The organism is Clostridium aromativorans (assembly GCF_020908015.1).
GTDB lineage: Bacteria > Bacillota > Clostridia > Clostridiales > Clostridiaceae > Clostridium_B > Clostridium_B aromativorans.
Genome location: NZ_JAJJPB010000016.1, coordinates 66324 through 85784, shown reverse-complemented (window position 1 = coordinate 85784; position 19461 = coordinate 66324). Strand labels below are relative to the sequence as shown.

Genomic DNA, 19461 nt, shown 5'->3' with positions numbered 1-19461 from the left:
GTCTTCATCCAAATCCCCTACTGCTTGTGTTAACAATTTATAATCCATAATCTAATCCCCCTATATTTTAAAGTTCAAAGTACAAAGACCACTCAATAAAAATTTTTGAATAATGTCAAAAATTCACTAAATTTAATATATTCTGAACTTTAATGCTAACATATTTCCTCAATGAGTTTTTTCTTACGCAACAATTTTTTATAGCTTAAATCATCTTCTGTATCGATCTCTTCCTCTCATCAACTATAATCACACTGAAGCCCATTCCTTACAGACATTTATCGTTTTCTGTGGACTATATGCCCATTCATCAGCACCTATTAATTTACAAGCATCTTCACTAACAGGGTTTCCACCTATTATTATCTTGATCTTATCGCGCATATCAGCTACTTTAAATGCTTCCACTGTATTCTTCATGGAGTCAAGAGCAAGAGTAAGAACTCCCGACAGTGCAATGATATTAATGTTTTGCTTTTTTGCCGTCTGCACTATCTTTTCAGGTGGAACATCTACGCCCAGATCCAGCACTTCAAAACCTGCTGCTTCTAACATAGCCTTTACAATGTTTTTTCCAATATCGTGAATGTCGCCCTTTACGGTGCAAAAAATCATACGCCCTGCCGATTTCCCGGCACTTTTAACAGCTAGTGCAGGCTTAATAATATCCATGGCTTCTGTCATTATTTCGCCAGCAAAAATAAGATCTCCAACAAAATAATCTCCCTTCTCGAAACGATCCCCTATAATTTCCATACCTTCCTGACAAGCTTTCAATGCTTCGCCAGCATCCTTACCGCCGTCTTTCATAAACTCGTTCATCATCTTCATGACAGATTCTTCTTCCAGATCAGCCATAGCATTTTTGAGTTCTTCAAAATTCATAATAATTTCCCTCTTTCCTTTTAATACATTTATTTTTATTTTACCTATTTAATTTTTAACTTCACAATCATTTAAAATGTGATTTATTAAAATACTCCCTTTCTATGGGCCCTATTATATTTGCGTCCGCCTTTATCAACTTCGCAAAGTGCTTCTGCCGCATATATAGCAGCTGCCATATCTTGATCACATGGATTCAGTATTGCAGAATTGAGTCCAGCATGTACAGCTAATGACATACAACTTACATTTATATATTTTCTTCTCGGCATCTGAAAACTGATATTTGAAATTGCACCTGTTACTTTTACTTCTGTAGCATATTCATGAATTTTGATAATACACTTTTCAAAATCGGTCATGGAATCCGGGACTGCAGCAAGAGCCATTACACATGGATCTATGTGTAGATTTGAAAGTTTTACACCATATTTATGTGCTTTATTAATAATGCTTTTTGCAATGTCAATTTTTTTATCTGAATCCATAGGAATACCATCTTTGTCACATGTCAGGCCTATAATTTGCCAATCAGTTCCAGCAATTAATGGAAATATGATTTCACACTTCATGCCTTCTTCATTTACTGAATTAATCATTCCAGGATGCTTAACATGACCTTCTTCAAAAATACGTTTAAGAAGAAGTACATTGGGACTGTCTATACAAACAGGAACATCGGTAACCTCTTGAATAAGTCCAATAAGCCATACCATAGCATCATATTCTTTATCTACTTGAGTACTTGGTGCACAATCAATAAAATCAGCACCTGCTTCTGCTTGAGCCTTTGCTATACTCTTTATAAAATCACCGTTACGTTCTTCAATCGCCTTCTTAACCGAAGGAATCGCACCATTAATTTTCTCACCAATAATTATCATACTTACACCTTCCTCTCTAAAAAATAATAATTATAATCACAACAGCTGAATCTTTTCTTCTTACAACTTTTTAGCATCCGTCATATTAGCTCACCATTAATTACTAAGCGTAGTCAATGTAAAATACAAAAGCATATCTTCAACCATTTCAAAAGATTCTCTTACATCTTCAATAGTTTCTGCATCAATATCATACTTTTCTATAACATCCTCTGGAGTTAAAAAATATTCACAGTTAATTCTATTTTTTTTCTTAATATCATCCATTGCACTTGACATATTCAAATTTTACCTCCTAATATTCACCATACTTTTTTACACAGTCAATCAAGCATTTAAAATTGTCCCAGTTGATCTGTTCAGCTCTCAAAACAGATTTATCAAAATCAAAAATATAATGTCCCCCAGGCGCCATTATATCAAGCACTTCCTTTGCTTTGGAAGTAACTTCTTCTTTTGTACCATTTCTTAATAAACTAACAGGATACATTCCAGATATAATATGTTTTTTACCTACTTTTTCTTTTATAATCTTCAAATCCCCATATTCAAACATAATATGACATAAGGGCGGCAATTTATCAAAATAATCCAATAATCTCATCCAATTTTCTTCTGCAAAAATCACAATCCCAAATCCTGCGTTATAAATATCCCATATAGTCTCTTCAAAACTTGGCCACCAAAATTTTTCAAAATCTTTGGGACGCATATATGTAGCCATATGCAGTGCAAAGAATATACGATTATCTTTCCTATTTGGATTTTTCCCTCTACAAGATGCCAAAGCCCCTCGAACCATTAATGGTTTTATAGCTTTCACTGCTTGAATAACTTTATCAGGATATCTTCTAATATCAATCAGAGCTCCAGTAAAAGATCTAAAATAATCTGCCAGATAATCAAAGGGTGCCCGAGAAATTCCCGTTATCATTGGTGTTGTTGATTTATTGTATTTCAATTCCATCTCAAAGTTTGCCTTACCCATTATATCCGACATCTCTCTTTCTAACAAAAACGATTTCAATAGGGCAAATGCATTATATGGCCAGGGTTTTGAAAACTCCCTAAAAGCTCTCGGTATTTGCTTATCCCATATATATTTCAAAGGATTTTCTATCAATTCATCATATTCATCGTCTTCCATTATACGTAGATTAGGGTGCTGCATAAATCCATCAGAACCCATGATATTCGTCCTACTGCCAATAGTTTTAGTTACGTATGGCATTGAAGGCCATGTCCCAATAAGAGTATCAGTATTATATTTTGCATTTATTCTATCTGTTGCATCTAAAATTTTTGAATAGCCGTATTGAGCTTGCCGTAAATTATAACCTGCAAGTTCTAAAACCGCACACGTATTTACACCACAAGCTTCTGGAACTCTCTTAGGTGTCTTGCCATTAAGAACATCTTCAAATAATCGACTTTTAAATGCACTATCCTCCATAAATATTTATCCCCCCAAAAATTCGTTATATTTTAAATATAAAATCTTTATATAATCAATATAACTAAATACTTACTATTAATATTTATACTATTAAACTTTCAACATGTTTAGAACATGTATATATAAGTTATTTATATGTTATCTCAATCGCACATGCAGTCATTGTTTTTAACACTGTCCATATAAAAGTATGTGTATATTACAAAAAAAGTGGAATACTAAATATGAGGTGATTCAAATGGAAAGTGTATGGAATTCCGAGGTTAAATTTAAAAAGAGAGATGCTTTAAATAAAAATATAAACTGTGATATTCTTATAATAGGAGCTGGGATAGCTGGCCTTCTAACAGCATATATGCTTAATAAAAATGGAAAAGAAGTTGTTGTCATCGATGCAAAAAGCATTGCAGGTGGAGTTACGAAAAATACAACTGCAAAAATAACATCTCAACATGATTTAATTTATGATAATTTAATAAAAGAATTTGGCGAAAAAGGGGCAAAGCAATATGCCAGAGCCAATGAACTTGCAATACGAAAATATAAAGAAATAATTGATGATGAAAATATTGATTGCAATTTTGAATACAAAGATGCATATGTATATTGTTTAGACAATGCTCAAGCCCTTGAAGATGAATATGATGCAGCTAAAAAATTAGGAATCGATGCAGAATTAGTGGATGAAGTAAATCTCCCCTTTAAAGTCAAAAAAGCATTGAAATTTAAGAATCAGGCACAATTTAATCCACTTAAATTTTTAAAACCTATTTCAGAAAAGCTAACTATTTATGAAAATACAACAGCACTTGATATTACTGAGGAAAATTCTGTAATTACAGAGAATGGAACAAAAATTAAAGCAAATAAAATAGTAGTAGCAACACATTATCCATTTTTAAATACTCCAGGCTATTATTTTATGAAAATGCATCAGGAAAGATCTTATGTTATAGCTTTAGAAAATGCTCAAGATGTAAATGGAATGTATATAGGCGCTGATAAAAATTCGTATTCATTTAGAAATTATAAAAATTTGCTATTACTTGGAGGCATAGCTCAAAGAACTGGTGAAAATGAAGAAGGTGGAGCTTATAATAAATTAAGAAAAGCAGCCAAAGAGTTTTATCCAAATTCAATAGAAAAATATCATTGGTCAGCGCAGGATTGTATGACTTTAGATAATATACCTTATATAGGTCATTACTCCTCAAAAACTCCTGATATTTATGTCGAAACAGGATTTAAAAAATGGGGTATGACAAGTTCAATGGCAGCTGCAATGATAGTAAGCGATATGATTCTTGAAAATGAAAATGACTTTTCAGAAATATTTTCCCCTGAAAGATTTGATATATCAACATCTATGAAAAATGCTGCTAATGATCTTATAATAACAGCAAAGAACTTTATCGCACAGAGAATAAATATTCCTAATGAAAATTTAGAAAATATTCAAAGAGGCCATGGCGGAGTAGTAAAATATAAAGATCAGAAAGTTGGAGTTTATAAAGATAATGATGGAAATATATATACGGTATCAACCAAATGTGCTCACTTAGGATGCGAACTTCAATGGAACGCTGATGAATTAACCTGGGACTGTCCCTGCCACGGCTCACGATACGATTATAAGGGAAATTGGATACAAAGCCCTACAAATAAATCCCTTACTTCAATATAATTTATAAAAAATTTTCTACTGTATAATGATAAAGATAATAGATAGATCTTAGCAGGTCTATCTATTACTCTAAAGTCAAAAAGATATTTATAATGTATTATTTGAACCGAGTATATCGGTTATTTTTTTCTCAACCAGTTTTCTTATCAATTCTCTTCCTGCACCCAAATATTTTCTTGGATCTATTTCAGATGGTTTTTCTACTAGAACTTTTCTTATTCCTGCAGTCATTGCAAGCCTTAAATCTGTATCCATATTAATTTTGCATACAGCCATTGAAGACGCTTTTCTTAACATTTCTACTGGAATCCCCTTTGCACCAGCTATTTTTGCACCATACTTGTTACAAACTTCAATTGTATCTGGATCAACAGCTGAAGCCCCATGAAGGACTATTGGAAATCCCGGCAACTTTGATTGAATTTTCTCTAATATATCAAATTTTAGTTGTGGCTTAAAATTCACCGGGAACTTAAAAGCTCCATGTGATGTTCCTATAGCTATGGCCAGTGAATCAACGTCTGTACTATTAACAAAATCAACAGCCTGATCCGGATCAGTGTATATATTCATATTACTTTGAACATTATCCTCTACTCCAGCAAGCACTCCCAGTTCAGCTTCTACAACTACACCACAAGCATGAGCATACTTAACAACTTCTCTGGTCTTCCTTACATTTTCTTCATAATCATAGCGGGAACCATCAAACATTACAGATGTAAATCCGTTTTCTATACATATTTTTACTGTGTTTAAATCTGGCCCATGATCTAGGTGCAAAGCGATATCTATCCCCGTATCCGCTACAGCAGCATCCACCATTGCTTTCAAATACCTAGGACCTATATATTTCAATGCTCCCTTCGAGGCCTGGAGAATCACAGGTGATTTTTGAGCCCTGGCTCCCTCTACAATCCCCTGTATTATTTCCATATTGTTAACATTAAAAGCTCCTATAGCATACTTGCCTTTGTAAGCTTTTTCAAACATTTTCTTTGTAGTAACTAATGCCATATCAATACCACCTTCCTAATAATATAATTTTACAAGAGCTGATTTAAAAGATCATATTCTTTATCTTTAGCTGAATCTATACAATTTACTCTTTTAAAATCCACATCTATTATTTTATTGTTTCTGATTCCTACGGCTCTGCATGTTTCTCCCAGTCTCAGCAATTTTACAGCTCTAACACCCATTTTACTTGCTAAAATTCTATCAAAAACTGATGCTTTTCCGCCTCTCTGTACATATCCCAAAACTGTACTTCTTACAGCGATATTCAGCTTTTTCTGTATATATTTTTCAAGTTCTTCTATATTATACATTCTTTCGGTTATTATTATTATGTTATCAAGTTTACCTTTATTGATGTTATCTTCCAATTTTAAACATATAGTGTCAAAATTCAATTTTCTTTCAGGGGTAGATATTATCTCGCCGCCACCAGCTAAAGCAGAATACAACGCCAGATCCCCACAGTATCTTCCCATAACCTCTACAATAGTTGTTTTTTCATGAGAGGAATCCGTATCTTTTATTTTATCTATACAATCCATAACAGTATTTAAAGTCGTATCGAATCCTATGGAGTACTCAGTATAAGCTAAGTCATTGTCTATTGTCCCAGGAAGTCCTACAACATTGACTCCTAGCCTGCTGAGCTTTTCTGCTCCATTAAAGGAACCATCTCCCCCAATCACAACTAACCCTTCTATGCTAAGTCTCTTTATAGTTTCCAAAGCACTTCGCCTTCCCTGCTCCTCCATGAATTCAGAGCATCTGGCAGTTTTTAGTATTGTTCCCCCTTTTTCTGCGATTCTATCGACTTCATGACCTCCTAGAAGTATTACCTCACCATTTATCAATCCTTTATACCCATGCTTTATTCCTAAAACTTCTATTCCATAATGATTTGCTGATTTAACTACCGCTCTTATTGCAGCATTCATTCCCGGAGCATCTCCTCCACTTGTCAAAACACCTAATCTTTTCATTATCTCTCATATCACTCTCTTTTATCTAAATTTGACTTATTCAAATTTTCAATAATTTCTTCAGCTATTTCGATCCAACTGTCAAAATTTTATTTCGCTACTTGATATTTATATTAAAGTATTTCTTCTTTCCTTATCAAGGACCACAACTTTACCTGAGGCCTTAATTAGAAACCCAATAATAATGCCACCTAATGCTAACACAACTGCAAGGAATATCATACTTGCATTAAAGGAACCTGTCATATCTTTAATATATCCAACAATGTATGGTCCAAAAAATCCTCCAAGGTTACCTATGCTGTTTATAAGAGCTATGCCACCTGCTGCTGCTGCACCAGTTAAGAATGAAGGTGGGATTGCCCAGAATGGTGAATATGAGCCAAATGCTCCGCATACAGAAATAGTTAATAATAAAAATGCTCCTATTACACTGAATTTGGCAACATAAATGCTTACTGCCATGGCTATTGCACTTATTACTAAACATCCCAAAACATGAAAACGTCTTTCATTTGTCTTGTCAGAATGATTGCCAACAAGATACATAACAATCATAGCACAAAGATACATGGCCCCTACAAGCCATCCTAAACCCATAGTACTGAGTTTAAATGATGCAGACATTCCTTTAGTAATAGTCGGAAGAAACATATTTATTCCGTAATAACCTGTCATCCAGCAAAAATAGCCCAGGGACATTACCAGAACATCCCTATCCTTTAAAGCATCTATGAATGTATAACGTTTTGCTTTCTCTTTCTGAAGTTTTTCTTTTGTTGTAACATCTATAAGCCAAGCTAATTCTTCTTTCGTCAGCCACTTTACATTTTCAATTTTGTCATCAAGGTAGAATAAGCACACTATACCTAAGATCAGGCATGGTACACCTTCCAATATGAACAGACTCTGCCATCCTGCTAGTCCAAATATATTTATACCCAACAATACAGTTGCTATTGGAGAACCTATCGCATTGGCCGCCGGTATTGCAAGCATGAATCCTGCTATAGCTTTTGCATGGTTCTTACTCTGATAGAAATTGCTTAAATACCATACCATGCATGGATAAAAACTAGCTTCCATCGCTCCTAAAAGGAACCTAACTATATAAAATTGCATTGGGGTTTTTATAAGAGACATAATCGCTGCAATAAATGCCCAGGAAATCATTATTCTTGCAATCCACTTTCTCGCTCCCCATTTAGTCATCATTGCGCTTCCTGGTACCTCAAATATAAAGTACCCTATAAAGAATATTCCAGCCCCAAAGCCATAAACAGCACTTGAAAAACCAAGATCTGCATTCATTGTCAATGCAGCAAATCCAATATTTACTCTATCCATTATTGATATTGCAAAGCATATGAACAGAAATGGAATTAGCCTTAATGTAACTTTTCTAACCGTTGAAGCCTCAATTTGTTTTACGTCCACAATAACACCTCCAAAAATTAATAACTCTGTAACTTTTTCTAGTTTTTCATCAAATGTCTTTATTTTCTGTTAATCCAATTGAATATATATTTTCTTCACTTCTACCCTAATACAATTTTATTTACTTCAAAATATAAGTTTAATGCGATTCTAATGTACTTAGCAAACGATTACCATTACACTAAAATAATAATTTTGAAAATTCATTTTATCATTTTAATATAAGAACATAAATTTGATAAAAAATTATTAAGAATATTACTTTTATAATATAGGATATCTTAGTATTCGACCAGATATCCTATGCTATAATTATCACAGAAACTTTATAGATTAATCCATGTGCTGTCCACCGTTGATGTCTATATCCTCACCTGTTATATATGAAGCTTCTTCTGAAGCAAGGAAAGCAACTGTCGATGCAATTTCCTGTGTTTCCCCTGGTCTTCCCATAGGTATATTCCCAATAATTGCATCGGCCTGCTCTTTTGGAAGTGATTTCCATATTTCTGTGTTAATAAGTCCTGGAGCAACACTGTTTACTGTTATCCCATCAGGTGCTACCTCGCGGGCAAGGTTTTTTGAGAATCCTAATACTGCAGCTTTTGATGCTGAATAATGTGCACCGCCGAATATTCCACCGCCTCTCTTGCCTGATACTGAAGAAAGACTTATTATTCTGCCATGTTTTTGTTTCTTCATGACTTTCATTACAGCTTGAGTACATAAAAATAACCCGAACACGTTTACGTTGAATATTCTTTTCATATCATCCAATGTCATATCCTCAACAGTGACCTTCTGTGAGATACCTGCATTATTTACAAGGATATCTATTCTCCCATATTCTGCAAGCACCTTTTCTACCATGGCTTCGTTTGATTTCTTGCTTGTAACATCCAATGTTACACCTAGAGCTTTTCCTCCAGTCTTTTTAACAGCCCTTACAGTATCCCCTATACCTGCAGTATTCAAATCTGCTATAACAACTGCAGCTCCCTGCTTTGCAAGTGTCAATGCGATAGTACGTCCTATCCCCTTTGGTGAACCAGCTCCTGTTACTATTGCTACCCTCTCGTTTAATTCAAACATAATTTATCTCTCCTCACAATTTATTTAACATATTGCTATATTTTTATAATCTTTTGTTACTTTAACATTTTTCTAGCTGTTTTTATTATATTAGCTACGGTAATTCCGTTAATCTCCATAAGCTTTTCATAAGGTGCAGATTGTCCAAACTGATCTTGGACTCCTATTCTCGCTACTTTGCCTTTTCCTTCCTCCGCAACTACTTCACACACTGCACTTCCTAAGCCATTTATAACGTTATGGTCTTCAACAGTAATTATCTTTCCAATATTCAAGCATTCAACTACTGCCTCTCTATCTAAAGGCTTAATTGTATGCATATCTAATAGCTTTACAGAAATTTCTTCCTTTTCTAATTCTTTGGATGCTTCTAATGCTAGACACACAGTATCTCCATTAGCAATAATAGCTATATCTTTCCCCTCTTTTATCTTCTTTGCTTTGCCTATTGTAAACTCTTCATCTTCACCATATATTACTGGAATAGCATCCCTTGTAAAACGAAGATATACAGGTCCATAAATTTCTGCTGCTTGTTGTATTAGCTTTCTAGCAGAATAATAGTCAGCACTCATAACTACTGTCATGTTTGGAAAAGTTCTAAGGACTCCCATATCTTCTATACACTGGTGGCTCGCACCATCATTAGCAGGAGTAAGTCCACCATGAGAACAAGCAATTTTCACATTTAGGTTTGGATAACAAACCTCTTGTCTTATCTGCTCACCCATTCTTAAAGAACCAAATATGGCATATGTACTTATAAATGGTATCTTCCCTGTTGTAGCAAGGCCTGCAGCAACTCCACAAGCATTTTGTTCAGCTATGCCAACATTTATATGTTGATTAGCTAACTGCTTTGAGAATTCTCCAGTTTTACATGATTTACCAATATCTATATCAACAACATATATATTTTTATTCTTTTTTCCCAATGCTAATATTTCGTCTCCAAAAGCCTGTCTTGTTGCTTTTTTCATCATACTCATTACTTTAAACCTCCCTCTAATTCTTCCATAGCTTGTTTATATTCTTCATCATTAGGAGCAACTCCATGCCATGAAGCTACATTTTCCATAAACGATACTCCTTTGCCCTTTACAGTATTCATTACAATACATTTAGGTTTATCATTCTTTGCTTCCCTTATATAATCCAAAGTTTCAACTATCTCCTCCATAGAATGTCCATTAATTCTTTTTGTTTCAAAACCAAATGCATTAAATTTCTTTTCTATATCTTGATTTGGCATAATATCTTTACAGGCACCATCACATTGAAGTCCATTATCATCAACAAATACAACTAAATTATCTAATTGATATTTAACTGCAGTTTCAACTGCTTCCCATATCTGTCCTTCTTGACTTTCTCCATCCCCCACTATAACAAAGACCCTGTAATCCTTTTTATCACGTTTGCCAGCAATGGCCATACCAACTCCTACTGAAAGGCCTTGTCCCAAGGATCCTGTAGATATGTCTATTCCTGGACACTTATTCATGTTTGGATGTCCCTGAAGGATTGATCCGTACTTTCTTAAGGTGTGTATAGTTTCATATGGGAAAAATCCTTGTAATGCTAATGCCGCATACTGAATTGGACAAACATGGCCTTTAGATAAAATAAATCTGTCACGATCATCCCAATTAGGATTTTTAGGGTCAATATTCATTTCCTTAAAGTAAAGTGCCGCTACTATATCAGCTGAAGATAGGGAACCACCTGGGTGCCCAGATCCTGCTTCATAAATCATAGTAAGGGCTGTTTTTCTGAGCTCAATAGCTTTTTGTTTTAATTCCTCAACGCTTATATCCTTCACATCAATCACCTCGTTAAATATTTATCTGCTTGTGTACTTGTCTACTAAGTTAACTTATAATTTTATTATACTCTGGATTCAATTTCTGTCAACACTAAATTTTTTAAAAATCAAAATGATACCGACTTTGTTGAAATATGTTTCTTCTTCTTCGAAATCAAAAAAATTTTTCTACCACGATAAGAACAAAACTTGGATAAATTATTATTATGAATTTCTTAGCCAATAAGCTTTCCTTTGGAGTTAAAAGAGAGGTTTCCCTAAAGAAAAATACTAAAGAAATTACATGGTATTTCCAAGAACATTATTAACAATTTTATGCCCGCGGATATGTAAAATACAATCAGAAAAATAATTTATCAACCAAAAACGTCATCAATCGAGTAGGAGGAAAATAATTATTTTATTTTCCGTCCTCTCACAGCACCGTATGTACCGTTCGGTATACGGCGCTTCCAGAGTTTACATCTTACTTTGCAGAATAACATTCCATGAAGCTGAAATACCCTACGTGTTTAAAGCGCTTATTGGATAGGACTTTTGTCAAAATAGGGCTATGGGCGGTTCGCCAATAACCCTTTCTTGTATTTGCCCACATCCATGCCATTTCTTCTTTCAAGCCTGCCCTTTTCAGATTTTCAAAGCGTGTCCGTACCCTTTTCCATCGTTTCCAAGTCACCATTCTAATACGGCTTCTCGTCCATTTATCCATTTCTATTAAAAGACTTTTCATGTCTGCCAATTTGAAGTAGTTTACCCATCCCCTTGTGACCTGATTGAGCCTGGCTTTCCTTTCTTCAATTCCCATTCCATTGCTTCGTCCTGTAACTTTTCGAATTTTCTCCTTTAGTTTTCCTATACTTTCCGGATGAACCTTGAGCCTTCCTTCTCTTCTGTACACATAGAACCCATATCCCAGGTATTTAACCTTCCCTATATATGCTGTCTGTGTCTTTTCTTGGTTTACTTTCAGAAATAATTTCTTCTGTATATAGGGCAGCATATGTTCCAGCGTGCGCTGTGCCGCCTTCCTGCTTTTGCAAAATATCATCATATCATCTGCATAACGCACGAACCGGTGTCCACGCCTTTCTAGTTCACGGTCGCATTCATTCAGCATTATATTCCCTAGCAAAGGACTAAGTGGTCCTCCCTGGGGTACACCTTTCCTGCTTTCCTCAAACATCCCTCCTGCCATAATCCCTGCCCGCAGGAATTTATGGATGAGTGATATTACCCGTCCATCTTTTATTGTTTCTGATAGAATTTGAACAAGTTTGCTCTGGTTTACACTATCGAAGTATTTCTCCAAATCCATATCAACTACATATCTGTACCCTTCTGTTATATTTGTTTTGCATTTCTTAAGCGCATCATGGGCACTTTTCCCCGGTCGGAATCCAAAGCTGTTGTTCGAAAATTGTTTCTCAAAGATGGGAGTTAATATTTGGCTTATCGCTTGCTGGATTAATCTGTCTACAACTGTGGGAATTCCCAGTTTTCTACTCTTTCCACCTTCTTTGGGTATTTCTACTCTTCGTACCGGCTTGGGCCGGTATTTTCCGTCCCGGATGGATTGTATAAGTTCTTCCCGGTTTTCTCTCAAGTATGGCAGAAGTTCATCTACCTTCATTCTATCGATTCCACCTGCACCTTTTTTCCTTTTTACTCTCCTGTATGCTATATTCAAATTGTCTCTGGCTAGGATTAACTCAAGCAATCCACCTGTCTGCTTGTTTGTGTTGGTGATATCGGTTTTAATCATCCTTGCTGGCTCACACACTTTCACATACTCTTTCTGTTCCGCAGATACTATTTGTAAATAGCCTTCGTTTTGAAGTTGTCTGTGTTTTGATTTGCCACTTTTGGTAACCTTCATTGACCCTCACCTCCTCTGATCAAGCCCTTCCTTTGGTGTCGCGACACCTCCGTACTATGGCCTCGGCTGACTTCTCACGATAAATCTTGTTTCAACCGGATTTCATACTCTGTTTCTATCCGTCCGCGAGACCTCCCACGGTAAGACACGCAACCTTCATCCCATATACCCGCCGTATTTACATCTTCGTGTCTGTGCAGTTTATTGGATTTTATCTTGTTTTGCAGATTCATCCCACTTCAGATGCCTGATACGATTCGTGTCCCTCGGGCCGGGACTTTGCTCATAACGCTTCCTTCAGATTCCATTTCACAATGGACACCCTTGCGCTTGGCTAATGGTTGGCAACTGCCTGCCCCCATAGCGGACTTCCACCTCCAAGTTACGCGCCATGCGTGGCGCACAAAAGAAACTGCCAGATGAAATATTTCATCTGGCAGTATATTATACCTTTTATTCTTTCCAATATCTGTCGTACAGTTTATACATGTGTTTGGTCATTTTTTCCATTGCCTCTTCACCATTGTGATTTTCAATGGATTTGACAATTGCCTTATGCTCATTTACATTGATATCTCTGTATTCCGGTTTAGTAAAAGTTCTATCACAAATGAAAGTCCACATCTCCTGCTCTTTCATAGCATTATTTATATCACTTATAAATTTCATAAACAAATCATTATGAGAAGCTTTTGCTATCTCATTGTGTAATTTTTGATCTGTTTCCGGGTTGTAAATACCCCTATTTGCCTCTTCTTCAAACTTTTTTTCAATCTTCCGCATGTTTTTAATTTCCTGATCTGTAGCTCTCTCAGCTGCAAATTTAGCAATTATAGGCTCTATATTCATCCTTGCTTCAACAATCTCTTCCGGAGTCACTGATTCCAGTACCGCGTTTGACTTATTATCGCCGATAGTCGGTTGAGTACTCATGACAAAAACACCCTCTCCCTGACGAGAATAAATATATCCATTCAGTTCCAAAGCACTCAGAGCCTGCCTAACAGGTGCACGGCTTACATTAAACTGCATGCACAACTCCCTTTCCGGTGGTAATTTGTCACCTATCTTAAATACCCCCAATTGGATTTGTGAAAGAATCTGATTGTAAATCTGTAGATACAATTTTTTGCTCGATACTGGATTAAAACTCATGTAAATCACCTCATAGAAAAATTATAATTCGTGTTTATATTACAAATATAACTTTGTGTATTTTTTAACTTTATATAGTAGATCATTTAATACTTTTTACTTTTTCTTAATATAATATAAAGTATATTATATTTTTTGTAACTTGTCTACTCACATAACAAATTACTTATAATGACACAAGTTGGACAATTTAAGTAAAAGATTTTAAATACGAAAAATCCCATCAAAATTCTTTATCATTGACAACATTTTGCAACTATGCCCATAATTTAATTTCCCTCACTGACAAAATATCTATATTATTTTTTCTTTTCCAGAAAAATGATATAATATTGACATTGCTAAAAATAGATGATATTCTAATGTTAGAAATCGGTTTCGTAAGGTGAGATTAAATATGGACAATAATAAAAAAATTGTTATAGATGACGTGGCAAAAGCAGCGGGCGTTTCTAAATCAACTATATCCAGATACTTGAATGGTAAGTTTGAATATATGTCTGAAAAAACGAAGAAAAAAATTGAGAATGTAATTAAAAAACTGGATTTTAGACCAAATAATATTGCAAGAAGCTTAAAACTTAAAAAAAGCAAGTTAATCGGAGTTATAGTAGCAGATTTGATAAATCCCTTTTCATCTATATTAATCAAAGGAATTGGTGATGCATGTAAAAGCAAAGGCTACAATATCATTATTGTGAATTCCGATAGGAATCCTCGTATAGAAGAAGAGTATATTGAATCTTTATTAGATCAAAGAGTAGAGGGATTAATTATAAATAGCACGGGTGAAAACGTAAAAAAATTAATCAGCATAAAAAAAACGGGAATTCCAATTGTGATGCTTGATAGAACGGTTTGTGAAGAAGAATTTAGTACCGTAACTAGTAATAATTACGAACTTACAAGCCAAACAATTAATTATTTAATAGATTCAGGATTTACAAATCTTGTTTTCTTTACTGAAGATGCTAAAAGGATAACTCCAAGAAAAGAGAGAGAAGAGGCATTTGTAGATGTATGTAGTAAAAGACTAGATAAATCTAATTTCTATGTATGTGTTATTGATCACGAGGAAGAGGGAAATATTGAAGTTAATATACGTAAATTCCAAAACAGCCATAACGGTAAAAAAGTGATTTTTGCAGTAAACGGTGTGGTTCTGTTAAATACATTACAGGCAATGAAAAAATTAAACATAAAAATTCCAGATGATATTGCAATATGTGGTTATGATAATTGGGGTTGGGCAGAGCTTATAACTCCAGGAATTACAACTGTTTCACAACCAACCTGTGAAATGGGATTTCAAGCAGCAAAGATTTTAATTGATAAAATAGAAAATGGAAGCACCCACGATATAGTGCATAAACAATTAAAAGCAAAATTAGAAATAAGAGGATCAACTGTACTTTAAAATATATCAATGTAATTCTGAATTGATATATTTATAAGATATTGATATAAACCGTCTTCTAAAAAATGATTAAAAACAGATTTTTTACATAATTTTTAGAAACCGGTTTATAAAAAACAGTAAAGGAGATATAAATATGAGTAAATACAATGTTGCTGAAAAAATAAATAAAAAAATTATAGCAGTTGTCAGATGCAAAGATTTCACATTAGCGGAAAAAGTATCAGAAAAGTTGATTGTCAACGGTATAAAAGCAATAGAAGTAACATATACCGTTAAAAACGCGGGTAATTTAATACAAAAACTTAAAAAAAGATTTCCAGATATTTTAGTTGGAGCAGGTACAATCGTCAATCTAACTGATGCCAAGGAAGCTATAGAAAACGGAGCTGACTTTATTGTTTCACCATGTACAGTAGAGGAAGTCTGCAAAATATGTAAAGAAAAAGATATATTTTGTTTTTTAGGAGCACTCACACCTACTGAAGTATTTAGAGCTTATAAACTGGGAGCAGATGTTATAAAGCTTTTTCCTGGAAGCTCACTTAAACCGTCATATATAAAAGAATTAAAAGCACCCTTCCCATACATAGATTTTATGCCAACGGGTGGAGTTAATAAAAGTAATATTAGAGAATGGTTTGAAAATGGTGCAGTTGCTGTTGGATTAGGTGGATACTTTACAAACAATATCAATGAAAACAATTTAAATGAAATTGATAAAAGGGTTAGAGATATTTTTGATGCATTAAATTAAGTGGGAGTATTTATTATGGATAAAAAATTAGTTGTTATTAATACTCTTGTTTTTAAAAATTATATGGAAAAAGGTTTTAAACAGGAGGAAATATTTGAATATTTAAATGAACTCAATCTTAGTAATATTGAAATAAGAAGAGAATTTATTAGAAATTTTAGTACAGAACTAGAAATGTTCTCTAAACTATCCAAGAAATTTGGAATCAATACTTATTATAGTGTACCTAAATATCTGTTTATAGATGGTGAAGTTAATAAGAAAAATATTTTAAAATATATTGAAGAAGCTAAAAAATTCAATTGTAAAAGTTTAAAGCTGAACATTGGAGATTACAGAGGATATGCAGGTAATTTGAAAGAAGATCTAAGGGGTATCCTAGACACTAAAATAAGTATAAATATAGAGAATGATCAAAGTGTTGAAAATGGAACATGCAAGAATATTATTAAATTTTTAGAGGATTGCAAAAAAGAAAACATCGATATTGGCTATGTTTATGATATTGGAAACTGGTCCTGGATAAATGAAGATGAGATGGAAAATGCAAAATTGTTGAAAGATTTTACTAGACATATACATCTAAAAGATGTTAAAAGAACTTCCGATGGACTTAGGACAGTTTTATTAAATGAAGGAAATATACTGTGGAAAGAAGTGCTCGATATATTTCCTAAAGATATTCCAGTTAGTTTAGAGTACCCATGTGAAGACTTTTCAGTTATAAAAGAAGAGATTAAGAAGGTGCTGGAATACTAATATAAATAACTTTTAAGTGGAGGTAAAAAATGAGTGAAGTAATAACAATTGGAGAACCATTAGTTTTATTTGGAGCAGCTGGAGCTGATGAATTAGACAAAGAATTAAGTGAAGTAAAGCATTTTGAAAAATATTTGGCTGGTGCTGAAGTCAATGTATGTGTCGGCTTATCCAGACTGGGACATTCCGTGGAATACATCACAAAATTGGGGGAAGATCCTTTTGGAATATTTATTAAGAGAAACTTAAAAAAAGAAAACATAGGGACAGATTATATATGTTCAACTAATGATTACCCTACTGGATTTCAATTAAAATCAAAAGTAAGCAAGGGAGACCCTAAAATATTTTATTTCAGAAAGAATTCTGCCGCAGCTCACTTTGATATAAATGATTTAGACAATTTGGATTTAAAGGGAGTCAAGTGTGCCTATATATCTGGAATTTTTCCGGCATTATCTGAAAGTACCAGGAAATCGGTTTATAAATTATTGAATTCTATTAAAGAAAATAATATACCGATCATTTTCGATCCCAATCTGAGGCCACAATTATGGGCAAGCAGAGAGGAAATGGTTAAAACAATAAACGATCTGGCGTTTAAATGTGATTATGTAATGCCCGGTATAGGTGAAGGATTGATATTAACGGGAAGTAATAAAAAAGAAGAAATTGCCGATTTTTATCTAAAAAAAGGTGTTAAATTTGTAATTATAAAACTGGGGGAAAAAGGTGCATTTGTAAAATCAAAAGAAGGATCTTATTTGGTAGAAGGATTTAAGGTCGACAAAGTAGTTGATACTGTTGGTGCCGGTGATGGTTTTGCAGCTGGATTTATAAGTGGATTACTGGAAGAATTGAGCATGAGGGATTCTATCAGGAGGGGAAATGCAATAGGAGCATTAGCAGTGATGTCACCAGGAGATAACGATGGTTACCCATCAAAAAAAGAATTGATTGAATTTATGAAATTATAAAATTTAAAATGATATATTAATAATTTTAATAAAAAAGAGATAAATGCAAAAAACTAAAATAAAGTCTGGAGGAGAACATTATGATTAAATTATCAAAAGCCACTGAAATTCCGCGTTCATCTATTAGAAAAATGTTTGATATTGCATCTACAATGGATAATGTAATAAGCTTTGCTGTCGGGGAGCCCGATTTCATAACTCCGCGGAATATAATTGACGCTGCAAAAAAGGCTCTTGATGCTGGAGAAACACATTATACTCCTAATGCTGGCATTTTACCATTGAGAAAAGCTGTGTCAAAAAAATTAAAAGAATATAATGGAATTGATTATGACCCAGAAACTGAAATCATTATAACTACTGGAGGGATGGAAGCATTAATGCTTTCAATGATCACCGCATTTAATCAAGGTGATGAAATAATACTTACTGATCCTTGCTGGACAAATTATCCCAATCAAGTATTAATATGTGGTGCTGTACCAAAATTTGTACAAGTTTTTGAAGAAGACAGTTTTATTTATAATCCTGATAAGCTTGCTAAAGCAATTACACCTAAAACCAAAGCAATAATAATAAATTCACCAGCAAATCCAACAGGTGGCGTAGCGAGCCGTGAAGTATTAGAAGATATAGCCAAAATTGCTATAAAGTATGACTTGTTGGTATTTTCAGATGAAGTATATAGACGTTTTGTTTATGATGATGTCAAATTCTCCAGTATAACTTCAATAAAGAGCATGAAGGAAAGGACAATTCTCATAGATAGCTTCTCAAAAAGTTATGCTATGACTGGATGGAGAGTTGGTTTTACAGCAGGTCCCAAGGAAATAATTAGTAATATGACTAAATTGCAAGAAAATGTTTGTGCATGTGTTAACTCAGCTACGCAATTTGCTGCACTAGAAGCTCTGGAAGGTCCACAGGACTCATTAAATAATATGATTGAGAAGTATGCAGAAAGAAGAAAACTGATATATGACGGGATCAATTCAATAGAGAACCTGTCTTGCAAAAAGCCAAAAGGTGCATTCTATGCATTCATAAACATAACCAAAACAGGGTTAACTTCAGAAGAATTTGCAATGAGGTTATTAAAAGAAGCCCGAGTTGTTGTGGTTCCAGGTACTGGTTTTGGGAAACACGGCGAGGGATTTGTTAGAATATCTTATGCAACTTCAAATCAAAATATAGAAGAAGGAATTAAAAGGATAAACAACTTTGTTAAAAGTTTATAATCAGAAAACACCATTATAA

General features: G+C 34.0%; 18 protein-coding genes. 6 read left to right on the top strand and 12 right to left on the bottom strand.

The annotated features are described in order from the left end of the window. Positions 1–249 precede the first annotated feature (249 nt). The 4 genes from LN736_RS12465 to LN736_RS12450 form a co-directional block, all read right to left on the bottom strand. On the bottom strand, positions 250–885 hold the full coding sequence (locus LN736_RS12465; RefSeq protein ID WP_268253874.1) for a cobalamin B12-binding domain-containing protein: 636 nt from the start codon (positions 883–885) through the stop codon (positions 250–252). An 86-nt stretch (positions 886–971) separates the two neighbouring features. Further along, positions 972–1769 (bottom strand): dihydropteroate synthase, encoded by a 798-nt coding sequence (locus tag LN736_RS12460; protein ID WP_150358663.1) that lies wholly within the window; start codon positions 1767–1769, stop codon positions 972–974. Positions 1770–1865: 96 nt separating this feature from the next. Continuing rightward, positions 1866–2048, bottom strand: coding sequence for a hypothetical protein (locus LN736_RS12455; RefSeq protein ID WP_190972264.1), 183 nt, complete (start codon positions 2046–2048; stop codon positions 1866–1868). Between the two features lie 16 nt (positions 2049–2064). Then, positions 2065–3222, bottom strand: a complete 1158-nt coding sequence (locus tag LN736_RS12450) for a uroporphyrinogen decarboxylase/cobalamine-independent methonine synthase family protein (protein ID WP_150358665.1) — start codon at positions 3220–3222, stop codon at positions 2065–2067. 241 nt (positions 3223–3463) lie between these two features. Between LN736_RS12450 and LN736_RS12445 the strand changes: the two genes are divergently transcribed. Further along, positions 3464–4909: an FAD-dependent oxidoreductase gene (locus LN736_RS12445; RefSeq protein ID WP_179977758.1), complete on the top strand. Its 1446-nt coding sequence runs from the start codon at positions 3464–3466 to the stop codon at positions 4907–4909. 87 nt (positions 4910–4996) lie between these two features. On the opposite strand, the gene fba is transcribed toward LN736_RS12445, so the two are convergent. The 8 genes from fba to LN736_RS12405 form a co-directional block, all read right to left on the bottom strand. Continuing rightward, on the bottom strand, positions 4997–5926 hold the full coding sequence (gene fba / locus LN736_RS12440) for a class II fructose-1,6-bisphosphate aldolase (RefSeq protein ID WP_179977759.1): 930 nt from the start codon (positions 5924–5926) through the stop codon (positions 4997–4999). Positions 5927–5955: 29 nt separating this feature from the next. Beyond that, a complete protein-coding gene (gene pfkA / locus LN736_RS12435; protein WP_106009460.1) occupies positions 5956–6909 on the bottom strand; it encodes a 6-phosphofructokinase in 954 nt (317 codons plus the stop codon). A 108-nt stretch (positions 6910–7017) separates the two neighbouring features. Next, entirely contained in the window at positions 7018–8346 is a 1329-nt protein-coding gene (locus LN736_RS12430; protein ID WP_179977760.1) for an MFS transporter, read from the bottom strand. 333 nt (positions 8347–8679) lie between these two features. After that, on the bottom strand, positions 8680–9438 hold the full coding sequence (locus LN736_RS12425; RefSeq protein WP_179977761.1) for an SDR family NAD(P)-dependent oxidoreductase: 759 nt from the start codon (positions 9436–9438) through the stop codon (positions 8680–8682). 56 nt (positions 9439–9494) lie between these two features. Next, positions 9495–10427, bottom strand: a complete 933-nt coding sequence (locus tag LN736_RS12420; protein WP_179977762.1) for a transketolase family protein — start codon at positions 10425–10427, stop codon at positions 9495–9497. Next, entirely contained in the window at positions 10427–11260 is an 834-nt protein-coding gene (locus LN736_RS12415) for a transketolase (protein ID WP_179977763.1), read from the bottom strand. The genes LN736_RS12420 and LN736_RS12415 overlap by 1 nt, the downstream gene beginning before the upstream one ends. A 469-nt stretch (positions 11261–11729) precedes the next feature. Then, a complete protein-coding gene (ltrA, locus tag LN736_RS12410; protein ID WP_229981647.1) occupies positions 11730–13139 on the bottom strand; it encodes a group II intron reverse transcriptase/maturase in 1410 nt (469 codons plus the stop codon). A 453-nt stretch (positions 13140–13592) separates the two neighbouring features. Beyond that, positions 13593–14294: a FadR/GntR family transcriptional regulator gene (locus LN736_RS12405; RefSeq protein ID WP_179977767.1), complete on the bottom strand. Its 702-nt coding sequence runs from the start codon at positions 14292–14294 to the stop codon at positions 13593–13595. A gap of 397 nt (positions 14295–14691) precedes the next feature. On the opposite strand from LN736_RS12405, the gene LN736_RS12400 reads away from it, so the two are divergent. The 5 genes from LN736_RS12400 to LN736_RS12380 all read left to right on the top strand — a co-directional run bounded on the left by LN736_RS12400 (position 14692) and on the right by LN736_RS12380 (position 19442). Further along, complete coding sequence (locus tag LN736_RS12400; protein ID WP_150356622.1) at positions 14692–15711, top strand: LacI family DNA-binding transcriptional regulator; 1020 nt, start codon at positions 14692–14694, stop codon at positions 15709–15711. A 136-nt stretch (positions 15712–15847) separates the two neighbouring features. Next, the gene (locus tag LN736_RS12395; RefSeq protein WP_150356623.1) at positions 15848–16468 is read left to right on the top strand and encodes a bifunctional 4-hydroxy-2-oxoglutarate aldolase/2-dehydro-3-deoxy-phosphogluconate aldolase; all 621 of its coding nucleotides are present in this window, start codon (positions 15848–15850) and stop codon (positions 16466–16468) included. Positions 16469–16483: 15 nt separating this feature from the next. Further along, positions 16484–17227, top strand: a complete 744-nt coding sequence (locus tag LN736_RS12390; protein ID WP_179977769.1) for a sugar phosphate isomerase/epimerase family protein — start codon at positions 16484–16486, stop codon at positions 17225–17227. A gap of 29 nt (positions 17228–17256) precedes the next feature. Beyond that, positions 17257–18204, top strand: coding sequence for a sugar kinase (locus LN736_RS12385; RefSeq protein ID WP_150356625.1), 948 nt, complete (start codon positions 17257–17259; stop codon positions 18202–18204). An 80-nt stretch (positions 18205–18284) separates the two neighbouring features. Further along, positions 18285–19442 carry a pyridoxal phosphate-dependent aminotransferase gene (locus tag LN736_RS12380; protein ID WP_150356626.1) on the top strand — a complete coding sequence of 386 codons (1158 nt, stop codon included), beginning with the start codon at positions 18285–18287 and terminating at the stop codon, positions 19440–19442. Positions 19443–19461: the final 19 nt, after the last annotated feature.